The organism is Solihabitans fulvus (assembly GCF_008386585.1).
Taxonomy (GTDB): Bacteria; Actinomycetota; Actinomycetes; order Mycobacteriales; family Pseudonocardiaceae; genus Solihabitans; species Solihabitans fulvus.
On sequence record NZ_VUOB01000010.1, the window covers coordinates 82,165 to 100,198 of the forward strand.

At 72.0% G+C, this 18,034-nt stretch carries 16 protein-coding genes; 7 read left to right on the forward strand and 9 right to left on the reverse strand.

The window, feature by feature from the left end; translation table 11 throughout:
- Nucleotides 1–22: 22 nt before the first annotated feature.
- From F0L68_RS05915 to F0L68_RS05940, 6 genes are all read right to left on the reverse strand, one after another.
- The gene (locus F0L68_RS05915) at nucleotides 23–1,594 is read right to left on the reverse strand and encodes a cell division protein PerM (protein ID WP_149848435.1); all 1,572 of its coding nucleotides are present in this window, start codon (nucleotides 1,592–1,594) and stop codon (nucleotides 23–25) included.
- 130 nt (nucleotides 1,595–1,724) lie between these two features.
- Entirely contained in the window at nucleotides 1,725–2,471 is a 747-nt protein-coding gene (locus tag F0L68_RS42180) for a DUF5336 domain-containing protein (protein ID WP_188316416.1), read from the reverse strand.
- Between the two features lie 178 nt (nucleotides 2,472–2,649).
- Nucleotides 2,650–3,540, reverse strand: coding sequence for a succinate--CoA ligase subunit alpha (gene sucD, locus F0L68_RS05925; RefSeq protein ID WP_149848436.1), 891 nt, complete (start codon nucleotides 3,538–3,540; stop codon nucleotides 2,650–2,652).
- A gap of 3 nt (nucleotides 3,541–3,543) precedes the next feature.
- On the reverse strand, nucleotides 3,544–4,713 hold the full coding sequence (gene sucC / locus F0L68_RS05930; protein WP_149848437.1) for an ADP-forming succinate--CoA ligase subunit beta: 1,170 nt from the start codon (nucleotides 4,711–4,713) through the stop codon (nucleotides 3,544–3,546).
- A gap of 340 nt (nucleotides 4,714–5,053) precedes the next feature.
- A complete protein-coding gene (icmB, locus tag F0L68_RS05935; RefSeq protein WP_149848438.1) occupies nucleotides 5,054–5,461 on the reverse strand; it encodes a coenzyme B12-dependent isobutyryl CoA mutase small subunit in 408 nt (135 codons plus the stop codon).
- A 66-nt stretch (nucleotides 5,462–5,527) separates the two neighbouring features.
- Nucleotides 5,528–7,327: a hypothetical protein gene (locus tag F0L68_RS05940; protein WP_149848439.1), complete on the reverse strand. Its 1,800-nt coding sequence runs from the start codon at nucleotides 7,325–7,327 to the stop codon at nucleotides 5,528–5,530.
- A 122-nt stretch (nucleotides 7,328–7,449) separates the two neighbouring features.
- Here F0L68_RS05940 and F0L68_RS05945 point away from each other — a divergent pair, with 122 nt between their 5' ends.
- Complete coding sequence (locus F0L68_RS05945) at nucleotides 7,450–8,376, forward strand: esterase/lipase family protein (RefSeq protein WP_149848440.1); 927 nt, start codon at nucleotides 7,450–7,452, stop codon at nucleotides 8,374–8,376.
- Nucleotides 8,377–8,695: 319 nt separating this feature from the next.
- A complete protein-coding gene (locus tag F0L68_RS05950; protein ID WP_223198537.1) occupies nucleotides 8,696–9,349 on the forward strand; it encodes a M23 family metallopeptidase in 654 nt (217 codons plus the stop codon).
- On the opposite strand, the gene F0L68_RS05955 is transcribed toward F0L68_RS05950, so the two are convergent.
- On the reverse strand, nucleotides 9,346–9,639 hold the full coding sequence (locus tag F0L68_RS05955; protein WP_149848442.1) for a hypothetical protein: 294 nt from the start codon (nucleotides 9,637–9,639) through the stop codon (nucleotides 9,346–9,348). The genes F0L68_RS05950 and F0L68_RS05955 overlap by 4 nt on opposite strands.
- Nucleotides 9,640–10,076: 437 nt before the next feature.
- Nucleotides 10,077–12,470 carry a DNA helicase PcrA gene (gene pcrA, locus F0L68_RS05960; RefSeq protein WP_149848443.1) on the reverse strand — a complete coding sequence of 798 codons (2,394 nt, stop codon included), beginning with the start codon at nucleotides 12,468–12,470 and terminating at the stop codon, nucleotides 10,077–10,079.
- A 403-nt stretch (nucleotides 12,471–12,873) separates the two neighbouring features.
- On the opposite strand from pcrA, the gene F0L68_RS05965 reads away from it, so the two are divergent.
- The gene (locus tag F0L68_RS05965) at nucleotides 12,874–13,200 is read left to right on the forward strand and encodes a chorismate mutase (protein ID WP_149848444.1); all 327 of its coding nucleotides are present in this window, start codon (nucleotides 12,874–12,876) and stop codon (nucleotides 13,198–13,200) included.
- A gap of 120 nt (nucleotides 13,201–13,320) precedes the next feature.
- Here F0L68_RS05965 and F0L68_RS05970 read toward each other — a convergent pair whose 3' ends face one another.
- Nucleotides 13,321–14,448 (reverse strand): arginase family protein, encoded by a 1,128-nt coding sequence (locus F0L68_RS05970; protein ID WP_149848445.1) that lies wholly within the window; start codon nucleotides 14,446–14,448, stop codon nucleotides 13,321–13,323.
- A gap of 75 nt (nucleotides 14,449–14,523) precedes the next feature.
- On the opposite strand from F0L68_RS05970, the gene F0L68_RS05975 reads away from it, so the two are divergent.
- The 4 genes from F0L68_RS05975 to F0L68_RS05990 all read left to right on the forward strand — a co-directional run bounded on the left by F0L68_RS05975 (nucleotide 14,524) and on the right by F0L68_RS05990 (nucleotide 17,827).
- Entirely contained in the window at nucleotides 14,524–14,838 is a 315-nt protein-coding gene (locus F0L68_RS05975) for a hypothetical protein (RefSeq protein WP_149848446.1), read from the forward strand.
- A gap of 100 nt (nucleotides 14,839–14,938) precedes the next feature.
- Entirely contained in the window at nucleotides 14,939–15,670 is a 732-nt protein-coding gene (locus tag F0L68_RS05980) for a PIG-L deacetylase family protein (RefSeq protein WP_223198538.1), read from the forward strand.
- A 49-nt stretch (nucleotides 15,671–15,719) separates the two neighbouring features.
- Nucleotides 15,720–16,835: a hypothetical protein gene (locus F0L68_RS05985; protein ID WP_149848447.1), complete on the forward strand. Its 1,116-nt coding sequence runs from the start codon at nucleotides 15,720–15,722 to the stop codon at nucleotides 16,833–16,835.
- 167 nt (nucleotides 16,836–17,002) lie between these two features.
- Nucleotides 17,003–17,827 (forward strand): hypothetical protein, encoded by an 825-nt coding sequence (locus F0L68_RS05990; RefSeq protein WP_149848448.1) that lies wholly within the window; start codon nucleotides 17,003–17,005, stop codon nucleotides 17,825–17,827.
- The last annotated feature ends 207 nt before the right edge of the window (nucleotides 17,828–18,034 follow it).

Consider the following 18,034-nt stretch of genomic DNA (forward strand, 5'->3'; position numbering starts at 1 on the left):
TCGCGACCAGCGTAAGCGGTGGCTAGTCGCTCTTGTCCGCCAGGTCCGGCCGGGCGGCGGGATCGCGCTCCGTGCGCGCCCCCGCAGGCGATTCCCCGGCTTCCTCGGCGTCCGCAGCGTCCACAGCCGAGTCGGCCGACCTGCCCGCAAAACCCGACCCGCCGTCCTCGGCGACGGGCTCTTCGTTGGCGGACTCCCCTACGGCGGACTCCTCTGCGGACTCCTCTGCGTCAGATTCCTCGTCGAGGACGATCAGGTCCTCGGCGTCCCAGTCCGCGGGGAACTCCTCGGCGAACTCGTCGTCGAACTGGCCGATCAGGTCGTCCTCGAACGCCTCGAGTTCCTCGTCGTCCCCGGCCAGGTCCTCGTCCGCGTCGAACTCGTCCACATCGGACTCGTCGACCTCGACGGGCGCCGGCACGTCCCGCGGCCGGACGAACCAGGCGACCAGGCCGCCTGGCACCGCGATCCAGCAGAAGCCGAGCACCGCGAACAGGCCGGCCGGCACGGTGACCGGATCGAAGGGCCCCGCGCCGAGCCGCCCGCCGGCCAGCGCCGCGAGCACCAGGCCGCCGCCCGCCACCACCACGGCGGCCACCAGCACGGCACGCAAGCGGCCGACGGGGGTGACGGCGGCGCTGCGGCAGCTCCAGCCGACCAGCCCACCGACCAGCGCTGGCAGCACCAGCACGACGGGCAGCCAGCCGACGTGCCTGGTCGGCAGCGCGGCCATCAACGGCACGGCGGGCACCGAGCCGCCGACGAACTCCAGCGGGCTGATCGTGGCGTGGCCGATGGACAGGCCGGAACCGGCGAGGAACGACATCCCGGCGATCACCGCGTTGGGCAGGTAGCCGAGGCACAGCAGCCAGACACCGAACTCAACGCCCATCGTCGGCCCGGCCGCCGCGAACAGCGTCCTGGTCGTCGACCAGGACGACAGCAGGCTGACGGCGACGATCGCCGCGCCGGCCGCGAGCAGCGCGAACAGCCCGAGGACGCCGGCGATCAGGCCGCGAAGGGCCACCGGGTCGAGCCGGTCGAGCGCGGCGCGCAGCAACCCGCAGCGCCGCGCGAGCCCCAGCGTGGCGGCCAGGCCGGCGACCGCGCCGCAGCCGAAGAAGGCGACCGCCGGTGTCGCCTTCACCGGCGCGTCGGCGAGCATGAGTGCGAGCAGGCCGCCCGCCGCGGCGTGCGTCCCGGCGATGGCGAACACCACGGGTCGGGCCTGCACCGGCTGGTCGAGGTGCAGCCGTCGGGCGGCGCGCGCGGCGGCCCGCGCCGCCAGCAGCAGCACGATCGCCATGGGCAGCAACGGCAACGCGCCGAGCTGACCGCCGTCAAGGCGCAGCGGGACGTGGTGGGCGGCGAGCCAGCCGGGGATCGCGCCGGCCAGCACCCCGGCGAGGGAGAACCGGCCCTGCGCCGCCGTCGAGGCGACCAGGGCGAGCAGCGCGGCGATCGCCGCGTAGCTCAGCAGCACCGAGCCGGCGGCGGCCAGGCCGAGCACGCGCGCCCGTTCGGCGCGCGACAGCTCGGTGGTCGTACGCACGGATTCGGCGATTCCGTGCGGCATGGGCTGGAGCACCGGCACCCTCCCACTCTGGCAGTTCAGTTGGGCCGTCCGGGTGAGCCACGCCGCTGATCAGGTCCGGACATACACGCCTCGGGCCCGCAACACCGGCGGTCAGCGCGGTGTTACGGGCCCGAGGCGTCGCGGCGATTCAGCCCTGGGTCGGGCCGTTGAAGCCACCGGGCGGCGTGCCCGGCTGACCGAACTGCTGCGGCTGACCGGGCTGGGCCACCTGTCCCGGCTGGCCGAACTGGCCGGGCTGCGGCATGAACGAGGTCTGCTGCGGGGCCTGCGGCTGCTGCGGCTGGGCCGGCGGCTGCTGCTGGCCGAACTGCTGCGGCTGCTGGCCGGGCTGCTGCGGCTGCTGGCCGGGCTGCTGCGGCTGCTGGCCGGGCTGCTGACCGAACTGGCCGGTCTGCGGGCCGCCCTGCGGGAAGCCGCCGGACTGCGGGTTCCAGCCGCCCGGCTGGCCGTACGGCGCGGCCGGCTTCGGCTGGAGCTTGAGGATGCCCGCGTCCGCCAGCACGGCCCCGACGGCCGCGAACATCTGGAGGATGGCGGCGATCAGGATGACGACCACGATCGCCGGCGTGCTACCGGAGTAGTTCACCACGACCTGGAGCACCCACAGGGCGCCGATCACGCTGAGCAGCGCGCCGACCGGCAGCGCGGACGCCGGCGCCTTGGGCAGCGCGGGCAGGGCGGCGAGCAGTCCGCCGGCGAGCAGCACGTACACCGTGATGCCGACGAGGGACGCTTCGCCTGCAAAGGCACAGAAGTAGCTCACCAAGGCGAGCAGAGTTACCCCGAAGCCGATCAACTGACCGAGGTTCATACCGCCGAGCGGTGACGCCGAACCGCCGGCCTGTTGCTGAGGCGCGCCGTATGGCACGGACATGGCGAGGTCTCCTCCTCCACCCAGAAGTCACACGTGACTGTGCGACAAAACGCTAGCTGATCCACCCGATGGGACGAACACCGGAGCGACCAGGTTCCCCCAACCGGCCAAATCCACGACGAAGCACGCCGGGCCGGCCACCCATTCGGATGACCGGCCCGGCGTGTGACGATCGGGATCAGCCGATCGACTGCATGATCTCCCGCATCAGCGCGGCGGTCTCGCTCGGCGTCTTGCCGACCTTGACCCCGGCGGCCTCGAGGGCCTCCTGCTTCGCGGCGGCGGTGCCGGCCGAGCCGGACACGATGGCGCCCGCGTGGCCCATCGTCTTGCCCTCCGGCGCGGTGAAGCCCGCGACGTAGCCGACCACCGGCTTGGTGATGTTCGCCTTGATGTAGTCGGCGGCCCGCTCCTCGGCGTCGCCACCGATCTCGCCGATCATCACGATCGCAGCGGTCTCCGGGTCGTCCTGGAACGCCTGGAGCGCGTCGATGTGCGTGGTGCCGATGATCGGGTCGCCACCGATGCCGACCGCGGTGGAGAAACCGAAGTCCCGCAGCTCGTACATCATCTGGTAGGTCAGCGTGCCGGACTTCGACACGAGGCCGATCTTGCCGGAGCCGCTGATGTTCGCCGGGATGATGCCGGCGTTGGACTTGCCGGGGCTGATCACGCCGGGGCAGTTCGGCCCGATGATCCGGGTCTTGTTGCCGGTCGCGACGGCGTGCGCCCAGAAGGCGGCGCTGTCGTGCACCGGGATGCCCTCGGTGATCACCACGGCCAGCTCGATGCCGGCGTCGATGGCCTCGAGCACGGCGCCCTTGGCGTGGGCCGGCGGCACGAAGATGACGGTCACGTCCGCGCCGGTGGCCTCCATGGCCTCGGCGACGGAGGCGAACACCGGCAGCACGGTGCCGTCGAAGTCGACCTTCTCACCGGCCTTGCGCGGGTTGACGCCACCGACGATGTTGGTCCCGGAGGCCAGCATCCGCTTGGTGTGCTTGGTGCCCTCGGAGCCGGTCATCCCCTGGACGATGACCTTGCTGTTCTCGGTGATGAAGATAGCCATCGGTCACGCCCCCGCTGCTGCGAGCTCGGCGGCCTTGTCGGCCGCGTTGTCCATCGTGTCGACCACGGTCACCAACGGGTGGTTGGCCTCCGCGAGAATGCGGCGACCCTCCTCCACGTTGTTGCCGTCGAGGCGGACGACGAGCGGCTTGGTGGCCTCGTCGCCAAGGATCCCCAGCGCGGCCACGATTCCGTTGGCCACCGCGTCACAGGCGGTGATGCCGCCGAAGACGTTCACGAAGACGCTGCGCACGTCCGGATCGTGCAGGATGATGTCCAACCCGTTGGCCATCACCTCGGCCGACGCGCCGCCGCCGATGTCGAGGAAGTTCGCCGGCTTGACGCCGTTGTGCTTCTCGCCCGCGTACGCGACAACGTCCAGAGTGGACATGACCAGGCCGGCACCGTTTCCGATGATCCCGACCTGACCGTCCAGCTTGACGTAGTTGAGGTGCTTCTCCTTGGCCTTGGCCTCGAGCGGGTCCTCGGCCTGCTTGTCGACCAGGTCGGCGTGCGCCGGGTGGCGGAACGCCGCGTTGTCGTCAAGGGTCACCTTGCCGTCCAGCGCGATGATCTTGTCCTGCGGGTCGCGCACCAGCGGGTTCACCTCGACGAGCGTGGCGTCCTCGGCGACGAAGGTGTCCCACAGCTTCACGATCACGTTGGCCACCTGGTCGGCGACCTCGGCCGGGAACTTCGCCGCGGCGACGATCTCGTTGGCCTTGGCCAGGTCGACACCCGTGATCGGGTCGACCGGGATCTTGGCCAGCGCCTCCGGCTTGGTGGCGGCGACCTCCTCGATCTCCATGCCGCCCTCGACCGAGGCCATCGCCAGGAAGGTGCGGTTGGTGCGGTCGAGGAGGAAGGAGAAGTAGTACTCCTCCGCGATGTCGGAGGCCGGGGTCACCAGCACGCGGTGCACGGTGTGGCCCTTGATGTCGAGGCCGAGGATGGCCTCGGCCTTGGCCTCGGTCTCCTCGGGGGTCTCGGCCAGCTTCACGCCGCCGGCCTTGCCCCGCCCACCGGTCTTGACCTGGGCCTTGACGACCACGGTCTGACCGAGGCGCTCGGCGATGGCCTTGGCGTCGGCTGGGGTGGTTGCCACGTCTCCCGGCAGTACCGGGACCTCGTGGGCGGCGAAGAGATCCTTCGCCTGGTACTCGTACAGGTCCACTCGAGTCTCCTGCGACGTCGGTGTCGGACTTCGACCGCGTCCCAGGGGTGGTCCTTGGGTCCGGCGCTCCAGGCAGGGCCTGGATGCGATCCCGGAAAGCTCATACGCACCAGGCAAGACCTGAAGCGCCGGCTGAACCGTCATTCGGGACCGTGGACGCGGCCTTGGCAGACACTATCGACCTGCGTGGACCATCCGCACGCCGTACCCGGTGAGGTCTGTCACCGTGCGCGAACACACCAGTAAGGCGGATCACGCCTGTGGTGTGGGACACCCTCGGACGTGCGGGCTTCTGAACCGTGCCGGCCTGCGCGTCCAGTTAGGAGGGAGGCCGACAGCTTCAGGCGTCGGCCGCCTGCGCCACGTTCGAGCGCACCCAGTCGACGATCTCGGTCGTGGTCGCGCCGGGGGTGAAGATCTTGGCGACGCCGAGCTCCGCGAGCTTGGGCAGGTCCTCCTCCGGCACGATGCCGCCGCCGAACACGACGACGTCCTCCGCGCCCTTCTCCCGCAGCAGCTCGATCACCTTCGCGAACAGCGTCATGTGCGCGCCGGACAGCACGGACAGGCCGACCGCGTCGGCGTCCTCCTGGAGGGCGGTCTCCACGACCTGTTCCGGCGTCTGGTGCAGGCCGGTGTAGACGACCTCCATGCCGGCGTCGCGCAGCGCGCGGGCGACCACCTTCGCGCCCCGGTCATGCCCGTCGAGGCCTGGCTTGGCCACGACCACACGAATACGACCGCTCATCAGAATCCTCCAGTAGCCAGCGCCTTGTGGGCCCGGAAACCACGTCGTCTCAGCGCATTATGCGGCCTACGCCCCGCGCGTGGCCGAAGTTGACCTACGCGCGGCCAGCACCGCCGAGACCACCAGCGCCGCCACGGCGGCCAACGCGAGCCAGGTGCCAGGCCCGACCGAGGACCCCGGGGTGCGCGCCGAGGTCAGCGGCGCCTCCAGCGCGCGGACGAGGAGCACGGCCGCCGCGCCGAGCAGCAGCGCGGCCGCGCGCGGGGGCCTGCTGACCGTGCCAAGCGCCAGCGCGACGAGCACCGTGACCAGCGCGAGCAGCATGCCCCATGACGCGGTGCGGAAGTCCGACCACAGGCCGGGCGCGACGTAGCCGGGCGCGCGCAGCGTCGGGAGGCCGAAGGCGCCGATGGTGAACAGCGCGGCGGCGAAGGCCGGGGCGGCGAAGTCAAGGCGCGGGGTGATGCCGGTGAGGTCGACCTCCTCGCGCTCGGCCGCGCCGGCCAGCCCGGCGCAGCAGGCCGCCGCGACGCCGAGCACCAGCGCGAGCACCGTGGACCACACGCCGAGCCCCGGCTGGATGGCGCCGAACTGGGTCGCGGTGATCGCCGCGTCCAGCTGCCCGCCCGCCGCCAGCGGCAACACGGCGAGCGCCACCAGGAAGGCGGGCCGGACGGCGGCGGCGGCACCGCGGAACAGCAGCGGCAGGCTCAGCGCGACGAGCACGCCGGCGGCCGGGCCGAGCAGCCTTGCGGCGTAGTCGTCCGGGGCGGCCAGGCCGACCGGCACGTCGAGTTGTGGGCCGAGCCCGCCGCCGAGGGCGGCCAGCGCGGCCAGCAGGCCGAGCACGCCAGCGGCGAGCTGCGACCGGGACTGGCCGGGCAGCGACACCGCCGCGTCCCGCCGCGTCTCGCCGTCGGCCGAGGCCGGTTCGGTCCGACCGACGACTCCCGACAGCACGGCGAGCACCACGGCGACGGCCAACGCGGTCAGCGGTCCCCAGGTCACGTCGAGCCCGGCGACCGTGACCCCGGCGACGATCGGCGGCACGGTGACCCCGGCCAGCCCGGCGGCGACGCCGAGCAGCCAGCCCCGGCGGGCGGCCGGCTCGCCGGCGCTGGCGGCCAGCGCGAGGCCGAGCGGCGCGGCCACGGCGAGCAGCAGCCCGCCGACCAGCGCGGTCGCCGGCGAGTCGAGCGGGCCGACGCCGAGCAGGTAGGGGTCGGTCGAGGCGAAGGAGGGGCCGAGCAGGCCGGCGCCGGCCAGCAACCCGACGAACAGCAGTCCGGCGAGCCTGCCCTGCTTGCGGCGATCGTCGTCGGAGGCGTCGAAGCCCTCGGTCGGTTCGGCGCGCTCACCGGCCAGGGCCGCGGCGAGCACCCCGGCCGCGAGGACCGCCAGCCAGCCCGCGACGAGCAGCCACAGGCCGGCCGTCGGGTGCAGCGGCGCGAGGGAGTGCTGCCGGGTCAGCTCGGGCGTCCCCGCCCTGCTGGAGTCGACGGCGACCTGGAGGTCGACCAGGATCCGGCCCGGCGCGAACAGCGCGCTCGCGGCGAGCACGGCGGCCGAGGTGCGGGCGTGTCCCCGTGCCAGGAGCCCGGCCGCGACGGCAGGCGGCAGCAGGGTGAGCAGGACCAGCAGCGGCCAGGAGGTGTAGGCAGGCGGCGCGTCCTGACCGGCGGCGACGCCGAGCGCGGCGCCGAGACCGACCAGCAGCGCGCCGACTCCGGCGATGCCGGCCGCGAGCCGGAGTCTGCCGGTGGCCGGCGTCGCCTGGTCGATCCGGTCGACCACGGCGGAGTGGTCGTCCTGGGCCTGCCCCGGCGCAGCCGAGCTGGATCGCGTCGAACGTGCCCGCTCAGTCATCGCCCTGGACGCTAGCAAGCCGGGGCGGGAAGGCAGAACGGCATGCCGGAACGGGCGCGCGGGGGTGACAAAACGGCACAACTTTCACGTAGTTGGTGACAACATCACCTACCGTCTTTTCCATGGGCAACGGCGGCCTCGGACAGGTGCTCGGCGCGCTGCGCGCCGTGGCCAGCCCTGGCGGCCTGCGCGGTGTGCTGGTCGAGACGACCTGGCTGGCCGCGCACACCGTGCTCTACCCGTGGGGCGCCGTCGCCGAGCAGCTGCGCCAGGACGGCCCGTACCGGCACTACCGCACCGACGACCTGCCGCCACGGCAGCGCGGGCTGATGGTGTCCGCCATGGACGCGGCCGGCACCCCGATCGTGTTGGTGCACGGCATCGTGGACAACCGGTCGGCGTTCGCGCTGCTGGCCTCGACGCTGCGGCGCAGGGGCTTCGGGTTCGTGCACGCAGTGAACTACAGCGTGCTGACCGCGCTGAGTGGGGACGTGCGGCGGTCCGCCGCGCTGCTCGGCGCGCACATCGAGCGGATCTGCGAGCAGACCGGCACGGACCGGGTGCACGTGGTCGGCCACTCGCTCGGCGGGCTGATCGCCAGGTACTACGTGCAGCGCCTCGGCGGCGACCGGCGGGTGCGGACGCTCGTCACGCTCGGCACCCCGCACGGCGGCACGCTGACCGCCTACCTGCTGCCGACGAACCTGGTCCGGCAGCTGCGGCCGGGCTCCGAGCTGCTGACCGAGCTGGCCGAGCCCGCGCCGGACTGCCGGACCCGGTTCGTGGTGGTGTGGAGCGCGATGGACCAGATCGTGGTGCCGCAGGGGAACGCCCGGCTGGTGCACCCCGAGTTGCACGTCGAGGAGCACCAGATACGTGATTCAGGTCACCTGTCGCTGCCCGTCGACCGGCGGGCCGTTCAGGTCATCGTGACCGCGATCACCCAATCGAATGACACTGTTAATGCCCCGGTCGTGGCCGTAGGCGACGGTTCTGCCGGCCCGGGGACTACCGAGCGTCAATCAGCGCAGTCCCAACCTTCTGGCTGACGTCCATTTGGCAGATCTTTGCCCCAGGGGTTTGCCCCTAAGGGTCTCCCTTGGTTACTGTCCCCGGGTCCGATGTCACGGTCTGGTCACAAGCGGAACAGCGAGTTGGTCGCCCCCGAACCGACTCACCGGGATCCCCCGCCCGGCGTTCCGGCCAGACTCCCCGAAGACGGAAGGGCAGGCTTTGTCTCGACACCGCTCCCCCGGCGGCGAAGAAGGATCTCTGGCGCTCGAAGAGTCGATCGACTACGCCCCGACTCGGGCCAGAGGCACGCACCGGCTCCCCGCGCCGCCGTCCGTGCTGCGAGGCCGCGTCGTCGTGGCCGCAGTCGCGATCGGCGCCTTCGCGGCAGCCGGCGCCGGGCAAACGCTTCAGGCAGCGCACGCGTCCCCGTCCGACGGTGTGACGCCGCTGGCCAACGGTCGTGACGCCGCAGCGGCGTTCGGCGTCGGCGGAAACGCCCCCGCCGCGCCCGAGATCATGCCCGTGGCCCGCAGCGTCGACCCGGCCAGCGAGGCCAGCAAGCTGGCCAAGAGCCAGCGCATCAGCGACCAGCGCGCGGCCAAGGAGGCCGAGGCGCGGCGCCCCCTCTTCGTGAAGCCCGCCGACGGCGTGTTCAGCTCCGGCTTCGGCGCCCGCTGGGGCGTCCTGCACGCCGGCATCGACCTCGCGGGCCCGCTGGGCACCCCGATCGTCGCCGCCGCCGACGGCGAGGTCATCGACGCGGGCCCGGCCAGCGGCTTCGGTATGTGGATCCGCGTCCGGCTCGACGACGGCACCATCAACGTCTACGGCCACATGTACAAGTTCAACGTGCACGTCGGCCAGCGCGTGAAGGCCGGCGACCTGATCTCCTGGATCGGCAACAACGGCTTCTCCACCGGCCCGCACCTGCACTTCGAGGTCTGGGAGCCGGGCGGCATGAAGATCAACCCGTTGCCGTGGCTCAACGAGCGCGGCGTCAGCGTCTAGGAACCGCCGCTCTCCGGGATCGTGTTCGTGGCAGGGGTCAGCGGCAACCGGTGCACGAAGTAGGCGCTGGCGACCCGCCAGACCCCGCACATGCCTCCGCCGCGCCGCCCGCAGCCGAGGCAGCCGCCCCGCCGCGCCGGCCGGTGCTGACGCAGCAGAGCGCGCCAGGCGGCCACCAGCCGGCGGGTTTCCAGCGGTCCCCCGGACCACTGAGACGCGGCCGCCCGATCGGCCGCATCCAGGAAGTACCCAATGCGCTCGCGGAGCAAACCCCACAACACGTCATCCACCGTCAACACCCCCGCTCGAAGCCCACGGTGATCAAACACCAGGGCACCGACAGTTCCGGGTGCGGTGACACAGGCTCGCGCCAAGGGGCCGGCAGCGCTGCCTCATCGGTGCCGGCGCGACGACGTGCCGAACGGGATCCGAGAGCGTGAGATGAAAGGCGGGGCAGCGGGGCACGCCGCCTTGCGGCGACCTGCCCCGACCTCCCGCGTGCGCCGTGGAGTCCGGCTACTGCTATTCCGTGACCGCGCCCAGCCCCCGTCGACCCCGAGTCGGCGAGCACTGACCGCGTCTTCTCCCCTGCTGGGCACCGACCCCGAATCGGTGCCGTCACCCGAGGTCAGCGCCCCGAACGCTGATCTCACCAGTAATGACGCGGGGCGCGGCGCGAGGTTGCGCGGGAGATCCAGATCACTCGTTCGGGTGAGAACAGACCGGGCTACAGCTTCACGAGCGGCAGGCCGCCGATGAGCATCAGCCGGACCTTGCCGGCCGAGCCGAAGTCGATGGTCGCCGTGGCCCTCGGGCCGGAGCCGTCGGTGGCGACGACCGTGCCGAGGCCGTATTTGTCGTGGTTGACCCGGTCGCCGACGTCCAGCTGCACCGACGGGGTGTCCTGCCAGCCCTTGAACGACGTCGACCGCATGCCGCGCGCGGCGAGGCCGGCCTGCGCGGAGTCGCCGCCCGTCGCCGAGGAACGGCGGCCCCAGGTCGTGGTGACGCTCGGGCCCGCCCGGTCGGGCTCCACCCGCCGCCAGTCGATCAGCTCGGCGGGAATCTCGTCGAGGAACCGGGACGCCGGGTTGGTCGCGGGCTGCCCCCACGCGGACCGCACCATCGCGCGGGACAGGTACAGCCGCTGCCGGGCCCTGGTGATCCCGACATACGCCAGCCTGCGCTCCTCGGACAGCTCGGCGGGATCGCCCAGCGCCCGCATGTGCGGGAACACGCCGTCCTCCCAGCCGGTGCAGAACACCGCCGGATACTCCAGCCCCTTCGCGGTGTGCAGGGTCATCAGGGTGACCACGCCGTCGGAGTCCGCGTCCGGAATCGAGTCGGCGTCGGCCACCAGCGAGACCCGCTCCAGGAACGCGGCGAGCGAGCCCTGGCGGGGCGCGCCGGCGGCCTCGTCGTCGTCGACGATCTCGTCGTCAGGAACCTCGGGGTCGACCGCGCGCACGGCGACCTCGGTGAACTCCCGCGCCACGGTGACGAGCTCGTTCAGGTTCTCTAGCCGGGACGCGTCCTGCGGGTCGTCGCTGGCCTCCAGCTCGCCCCGGTAGCCGGTGCGGTCCAGCACCGAGTCGAGGATGTCGGCCACGTCCTCGCCGCGCTCGACCTGCTCGCCGAGCTCGTCCATCAGCTCGACGAAACCGGCGATCGCCTTCTGGGACCTCGGGTTCAGCATCGCGACCCGACCGCTGACCGCGTCCCGCAGCGCCGCGCCGAAGCCGATCCGCTCGCGCTCGGCGTGCAGCGACACGCACGCCTCGGCGCGGTCCCCGATCCCCCGCTTGGGCACGTTGAGGATCCGGCGCAGGCTCACCGTGTCGTCCGGGTTCGCCAGCGCCCGCAGGTAGGCCAGCGCGTCGCGCACCTCGCGCCGCTCGTAGAAGCGCACCCCGCCGACCACGCGGTAGGGCAGCCCGAGCCGGATGAAGATCTCCTCGAACACGCGGGACTGGTTGTTGGTGCGGTAGAAGACCGCGATGTCGCCGTTGCTGACCTCGCCGGAGTCGACAAGGCGGTCGATCTCGCCAGCGACGAACGCCGCCTCGTCGTGCTCGTTGTCCGCGACGTAGCCGACGATCCGCTCGCCGTCGCCAGACTCGGTCCACAGCCGCTTGTCCCTGCGGTTGGGGTTGCGCGAGATCACCGCGTTCGCGGCCGACAGGATCGTCTGCGTCGAGCGGTAGTTCTGTTCCAGCAGAATGGTTCTGGCCTGCGGGTAGTCCCGCTCGAACTCGACGATGTTGCGGATCGTCGCGCCACGGAAGGCATAGATCGACTGGTCCGCGTCGCCGACGACGCACAGCTCGGCAGGCCCGACGCCGTCCGATCCGGTGCCGACCAGCTCCCGCACCAGCGTGTACTGCGCGTGGTTGGTGTCCTGGTACTCGTCGACCAGCACGTGCCGGAAGCGCCGCCGGTAGTGCTCAGCCACGTCGGGAAACGCCTGGAGGAGCTCGACGGTGCGCATGATGATGTCGTCGAAGTCCAGCGCGTTGGCCTGGCCGAGCCGTTCCTGGTACGTCCGGTACACCTCGGCGACCCTGCGCTCGAGATCGTTGGTAGCGCGGGAGGTCGCATCGGAAGGGTCGACCAGCTCGTTCTTGAGGTTGGAGATGTGCACGGCCAACGTGCGGGCCGGGTAGCGCTTGGGATCGAGGTCGAGATCTCGTGCCACCAACGTGATCAGCCGACGCGAGTCGTCGCTGTCGTAGATCGAGAAGCTGGACGACATGCCGAGCGTCTTGGCCTCGCGGCGCAGGATCCGCACGCACATGGAGTGGAAGGTCGACACCCACATGACGCGGGCGCGCGGCCCGACCAGCTCGCTGACGCGTTCCTTCATCTCGGCCGCGGCCTTGTTGGTGAAGGTGATCGCCATGATCTCGCCGGGATGCACCCCCCGCGCGGCGAGCAGATAGGCGATTCGCCTGGTGAGCACGCGGGTCTTGCCCGAGCCGGCGCCGGCGACCACGAGCAGCGGTGAGCCGCTGTGCTCGACCGCCTGGCGCTGCGCGGGATTGAGGTCGTCGACCAACGCCGCGACGGCCGCAGCTGGGCGGGCGGGCGTGGTGGGCTGCGGCAGATCGAACAAGGCACTCATGCCGTCTCCTCGCTGGCGCTCGTCGAGGGCATGAATGCCAGGTGGCACGCTGCATACATTGATTCGCTCGCAAGCTCGCTACTCATCGCGCAACAACGGTACTCGCGCCCACCGACAGATTTTGACGGCCGTCGCAAGGAACGGCACCAGGACGGCCGCCGGACGCCACGCCATGTGACGGGAGTCGCGACGCCGCTCGCGGTGGGCGTCGTGCGGCAACGGAGGCCGTTGTGGCACACTCGTGGCGTGCTGACGCGAGCTTTCGAGTTTTTCTACGGGATCCGGACTCCGGCTCCCGTGGTCGCGTAGCACCGCACACCACCACGAAGCCCCGGAGTCCTCGGACCCGGGGCTTCGTTGCTTCGGGACCGGGCTCCGACCACAGAGTCGAAGGGTCACCGACATGAACGCCACCGCACCCGCCCAGCCGGACTCGAACGCGCAGTCGGGGAACGACAGCACGAACGACGGCACGGAGGCTGCGCCGCCGGAGGATATTGCCGCGCTGCGCGAGGAAATCGATCACCTCGACGCCGAGATCCTGCGACTGGTGAAGCGCCGCGTCGAGGTATCCAAGATCATCGGTGCGGCCCGAATGGCGGCCGGCGGGACGAAGATCGTCTACAACCGCGAGATGGACGTGCTCGCGCGCTACCGCGAACTCGGCAAGGACGGCAGGGAACTGGCGATGGCCCTGCTGCGGATGGGACGCGGCCCACTGGGGCGCTGACTCGGAGGCGCTGAGTCGAACCAGCAATCTCGAACCGGCAGTCCTTCGACTGACAACTGACAGTCGCGTGCGCCGCCGGCTGACGGTCGAACGGCAGGCGGGCGATCGGCAGGCGGGCGATCAGGACGGGAAGGCGTCGGGCCAGTAGGGAGCGAGTGCGGCGCGCACGGCGGCCAGGTCGGCTGTGGTGCGCGCCGGATACAGGGCCGAGTCGTCCGGCACGTACGCCAGCGGGTCGGCCAGCAGCGGCTCCGGCAGCCGCAGCAACCCCTCCAGCAGCGCGTGCAGGCACAGCGCCGAGTAGCCGCGCAGGTAGCCGCCCTCCTGGGTCAGCACGATCCGTCCATCGGTCAGCTCCTCCGCCAACCCGGCGACGGTCGCGCCGAGTCGCCGATAGCCCGCCGCGCTCAGGTTGTGCCGGCCGTTCGGGTCGAAGCCGGAACCGTCGAACCCGGACGGGCAGACCAGCAGCTCGGGCCGGAACTCGCGCAACAGCGGGGCGACGACCTCGTCCAGCGCGCGCAGGTACGCCTCGTCGCCCGCGCCGAGCGACAGCTCGACGTTGGCGTTGCCGCCGACCCCCGCCCCGACGCCGACCTCGGTCGGCGCGCCGGTCTGCCGGTGGTTGGCTCCCCACGCGCCGTGCCGCATATGCAGCGACACGGCGAGCACGTCAGGCTCCGCGTAGAAGGTCTCCTGGGTGCCGTTGCCGTGGTGCACGTCCCAGTCCAGCACCGCGATCCGGCGCAGGCCGGCCCGCTGCGCGGCGCGGACCACCAGCGCCGCGTTGTTGACCAGGCAGTACCCGTCCGGCAGGTCGGGCTGGGCGTGGTGCCCCGGCGGCCGCACCAGCGCGTAGGCCATCCCCGTCTCACCCGACAGCACGGCCTCGGCCGCGGCCAGCGAGGTCCCGGCCGCGGCCACGATCGCCGGCCACGAGCCCGGCCCGACCACGGTGTTCACCTCGACGGCCACGCGGTCCGGCCCGGCGCACGCGGCGCGCAGCCGCGCCAGGTACTCGGGCGAGTGCACGCTGGCCAGTTCCGCCTCGGTGGCCGCCCTGCCCTCCCGCCAGGTCAGCCGGTCGGCGATCGGGCCCCGCAGCAGCGCGGTACGGAACGTGCGCAGCCGCGCGGCGTTCTCGGGGTGCGGTTCGGCGACGTCCAACCACGGCCACTCGCCCGGCAGCTCCCACAGACCCTCGCCGGTGTCGTGCGCCAGGCAGTCGTCGTGCCAGAAGACCTGCATACGCGCACGCTAACCGGTGGATATCAGGGCGATCACGGATGGCCGGTCCGGACAAAACACAGGCACACTGGACGCATGGGAACCGTCATCGGCGCTATCGCCACCATCATCGCCCTGGTCGGGCTCCTCGCGACGCTCGCGCACGCCGGTTACCTGGGCATGCTGAACTCCGTCGCTCGCAAGCGGGCCGGCGGCGGCCCGGTCGTCGAGTACGTGCGCGGCCGCTGGATGGTCGCCGGGGTGACCGTCGGGGCCGCCGTGCTCGGCCTGCTGCTGACCAGCGGCGGAGTCGTGCCGGACATCCTGGGCATCCTGCTCGCCGGCGGCGCGGGCCTCGCGGCGACGCAGTCCATCCAGCAGACCCGCAAGCGCCTGGACCGGGGAGCCTGAGAACCCCGAGGTCAAGCACTTACACCCCACCGGGTGTCACCCCGTGTCACCGGGGCGACCCGAAGCGCTACCGGGAACGTCGCCGCCTACCCTTGGGTAGGTGACGACCCTGGTGCCACGCGACGACGTCAGCCGTGTGCTCGTGGTGACCGCGCACCCCGACGACGTCGACTTCGGCGCCGCAGGCACGGTGGCTGCCTGGACCTCGGCCGGCATCGAGGTCGCCTACTGCGTCTGCACCTCGGGGGACGCCAGCGGCGGCCCCGGAGCGGACCGGGCCGAGGTGGCCGCGCGGCGCGAGCAGGAGCAGCGCGACGCGGCCAAGGCGGTCGGCGTCGAGCAGGTCACCTTCCTGCGCCACCCCGACGGCAGGCTGACCGCCTCGCTCGAACTCCGCAGGGACATCAGCCGAGTGATCAGGCAGTTCCGCCCGGATCGGGTGCTCACCTGGTCGCCGGAGATCAACTGGGACCACATCGTCACCTCGCATCCCGATCACCGCGCGGCCGGCGAGGCGACCCTCGCCGCCGTGTACCCCGACGCGCGCAACCCGCACGCGCACCCGGAACTGCTCGCCGACGAGGGGCTCGAACCCTGGGCCACCGGCGAGCTGTGGCTGGCCGACAGCCCTGCGGGGCTGCGTAACCACGCCGTCGACGTGACCGACACCGTCGACCGGAAGCTGGCGGCGCTGCGCGCTCACAGCTCGCAGACGGGTCACCTGACCGAGTTAGCCGACGACATCCGGTCGTACCTTGCCGCGACTGCGGAGCGTCACGGTTTGCCGGGTGGCCGGCTGGCTGAAGCGTTCCAGGTGGTGAACACGGCCTGAGCGAGCGAGTCATCGCGTCAGGGTGGGGGGCGGAAAGGGTCTTCGAGACATGGACAGTCGGGCGGATTCCACACTTCGACACCAACCAGACCACGGCCGGCACCGCCAGCGCGACGGCGGTCCCCTAACCGGCGTCGACCAGAGCGTCGACCAGGGCGCCGAGGCCGGCCTGCCGGCGCAGCGGCGGTCGCGCCGGCCGGACGAGCAGCGAGCAGGCCAGCAGCAGCCGGACGAGCAACAGCTGGGCGAGCAGCAGCCGCAGCAGGAGTTGGCGGACCAGCCGCCGTGGGGCCGGGCCGAGCCCGCGCGGCACGACCCGCTGATTGACACCGACGCGCACGGGCTGCGGAAGTTCGACATCGGCCTCGTGCCGGCCTCGGTGACGCCACCGCGCACCTGGCGGCGGGCCGCCTGGTTCGCGGTGCTGTCGTCGGTCGGCGTGCTGCTGGCGCTGGCGCTGGCGGCGGCCAAGCTGGTCGGCCCTGCCGGCCCGCTCGAGCGGATCGGCCTACCCGGCTACCCCAGCGACGTGCAGATCCTCAGCGGCCTGAACCCGACCCCGACCGCGCCGGCCACCTCGGTGGCGATCCGGCCGGTGGACAACAAGCACCCCACCGGTGGCCACAGCGGCGACGCGAGGCCCGCTCAGGACGGCGCTGCCGCCCAGGGTGCCCCCGGTGACGCCGGGACCACCGTCGCGACCTCCGGGGGCGGCAGCGGCTCGACCAGCCCCTCGCAGGGCGGCGGCTCGTCGGCGCGCCCGCCGACCACCGGCAGCCGGCCCGGCGCGCCGACCGACAGCGCGCCGCCGACGGTGACCACCGTGCCCAACCGGGACGCCCCGATCGTCGACGGCGACGCGATCACCCGCCGGACCGTGGAGTTCTACGGGCAGGTGGTGAGCAACACCACCACCGCGCTGGCGATGACCACGGACACGTTCCGGGCGAACGCGGCCGCAGTGTTGACCGAGCACTACGCGGACGTGAGTTCGATCCAGCTCAAGGGCGTCTCGGTCGACCCCGGCAGCGGCATCACCGTCAGCACCCTCCAGGTGACCAAGAAGGACGGCGCCACCAGCACCGAACAGCGCCAGCTGAAGTTCACCCTGGACCACCTCCCGCTGATCAGCGACGAGCGGCAGGCGTCCGACGGCCAGCGGTGATTCCCGAACGCACAGGTTGTCGACGAACGGTCGGAATTAACCCGAACGAACGAGAAAACCCGACCGCTGGCCGCCACGAAAAGGTGAACTCTGGCTCTCGGCTGGCTTCACGGGGTCCCACCACGGTACGAGTTCCACCGACCACAGAAGGTACGGAGGAGTCGCCTGTGCAGCGTCCGTCAACCGGTCGCCGGCACACCCGCGCCGGTGCGATCACCGTGGCAGAGCTGATCAGACAGCAGCCGAGCCCCGTCCGAATCCCGTCGAGCGACGAGGCCGCCACCGATGGCCTCGTGCACGACCTGCTCGGGCCGCCAGGGCCGGACGAGGCGCGCGCCGCCCGGCCGAACCGCACGGCCAAGCTCGTCGGCCTGGTGACCGGGGCCGTGGTGCTGTGCGCCTCCGTGGCCGCCGCGTCCGTGGTCGCCGGCAACCACCGCATCGACAACGAGCCGGGCAGCGGGCCGGCGCCGGTGGAGATCACCGGCGGCAGCGCGCTGCGTCCCGACATGCTCAGCGCCCAGCTCGGCCGGGGCCAGGACAGCTCACCGCTGGCGGTCCCGGCGCCTGCCTCGCCGCCGGACGCCACCAGGAACGCGCCGCCGCAGGCCGCCCAGCCGTCTCCGTCCGCCGAGCAGCCGTCCTCGCCCGTCAGCACCCCGCCGGTCCGGGTCACCAGCGGCTCGCCGACGACCGTCGCGGCCATCAAGCACTTCTACGAACTGCTCAGGACGGCGCCGGCCGAGGCGTTCGCGCTGGTCGACCCCGGCCTGCTCGGCACCGACCCGACCGAGTTCGTGCAGTCCTGGCACGCCGTCAAGGCGATCACCCTGGACCGCGTCGACCCGAGGCCGGACGGCTCGGTGCTCGCCGCGGTCTCCATGCTCGGCCCCGACGATCACTGGCTGCGCGTCGAGCAGCTGTTCTGGCTCACCAAGGACACCCCGCCGCGCATCGCGAACTCGGAGATCCTGTCCGCCCAGCGGAACTGAGCCGGTCCCGTGACGAAGCGCACGGCCGGTCGCAGGGTTATGGGCGCTAACCGCCGATTCGCGCACGCCGACCCGATGGCTGCGGGCGGTCCCGCGCCGGAACCGGGTAGCCTCTGCGGGCAGTTGTCACCTACACGTGGGATGACGGCTACCGACTGCTGACCACGCGGCGATTCGCGGTGCCTGACCAGGGCGCACGATCGTGCC

Excerpts from the sequence above, each read along its gene's own strand:
- F0L68_RS42180 (WP_188316416.1), bottom strand. The coding sequence starts at position 2,471 with ATGTCCGTGCCATACGGCGCGCCTCAGCAACAGGCCGGCGGTTCGGCG.
- sucD (WP_149848436.1), bottom strand. The coding sequence starts at position 3,540 with ATGGCTATCTTCATCACCGAGAACAGCAAGGTCATCGTCCAGGGGATG.
- icmB (WP_149848438.1), bottom strand. The coding sequence starts at position 5,461 with ATGAGCGGTCGTATTCGTGTGGTCGTGGCCAAGCCAGGCCTCGACGGG.
- F0L68_RS05940 (WP_149848439.1), bottom strand. The coding sequence starts at position 7,327 with ATGACTGAGCGGGCACGTTCGACGCGATCCAGCTCGGCTGCGCCGGGG.
- F0L68_RS05945 (WP_149848440.1), top strand. The coding sequence starts at position 7,450 with ATGGGCAACGGCGGCCTCGGACAGGTGCTCGGCGCGCTGCGCGCCGTG.
- pcrA (WP_149848443.1), bottom strand. The coding sequence starts at position 12,470 with ATGAGTGCCTTGTTCGATCTGCCGCAGCCCACCACGCCCGCCCGCCCA.
- F0L68_RS05965 (WP_149848444.1), top strand. The coding sequence starts at position 12,874 with ATGAACGCCACCGCACCCGCCCAGCCGGACTCGAACGCGCAGTCGGGG.
- F0L68_RS05970 (WP_149848445.1), bottom strand. The coding sequence starts at position 14,448 with ATGCAGGTCTTCTGGCACGACGACTGCCTGGCGCACGACACCGGCGAG.
- F0L68_RS05975 (WP_149848446.1), top strand. The coding sequence starts at position 14,524 with ATGGGAACCGTCATCGGCGCTATCGCCACCATCATCGCCCTGGTCGGG.
- F0L68_RS05985 (WP_149848447.1), top strand. The coding sequence starts at position 15,720 with ATGGACAGTCGGGCGGATTCCACACTTCGACACCAACCAGACCACGGC.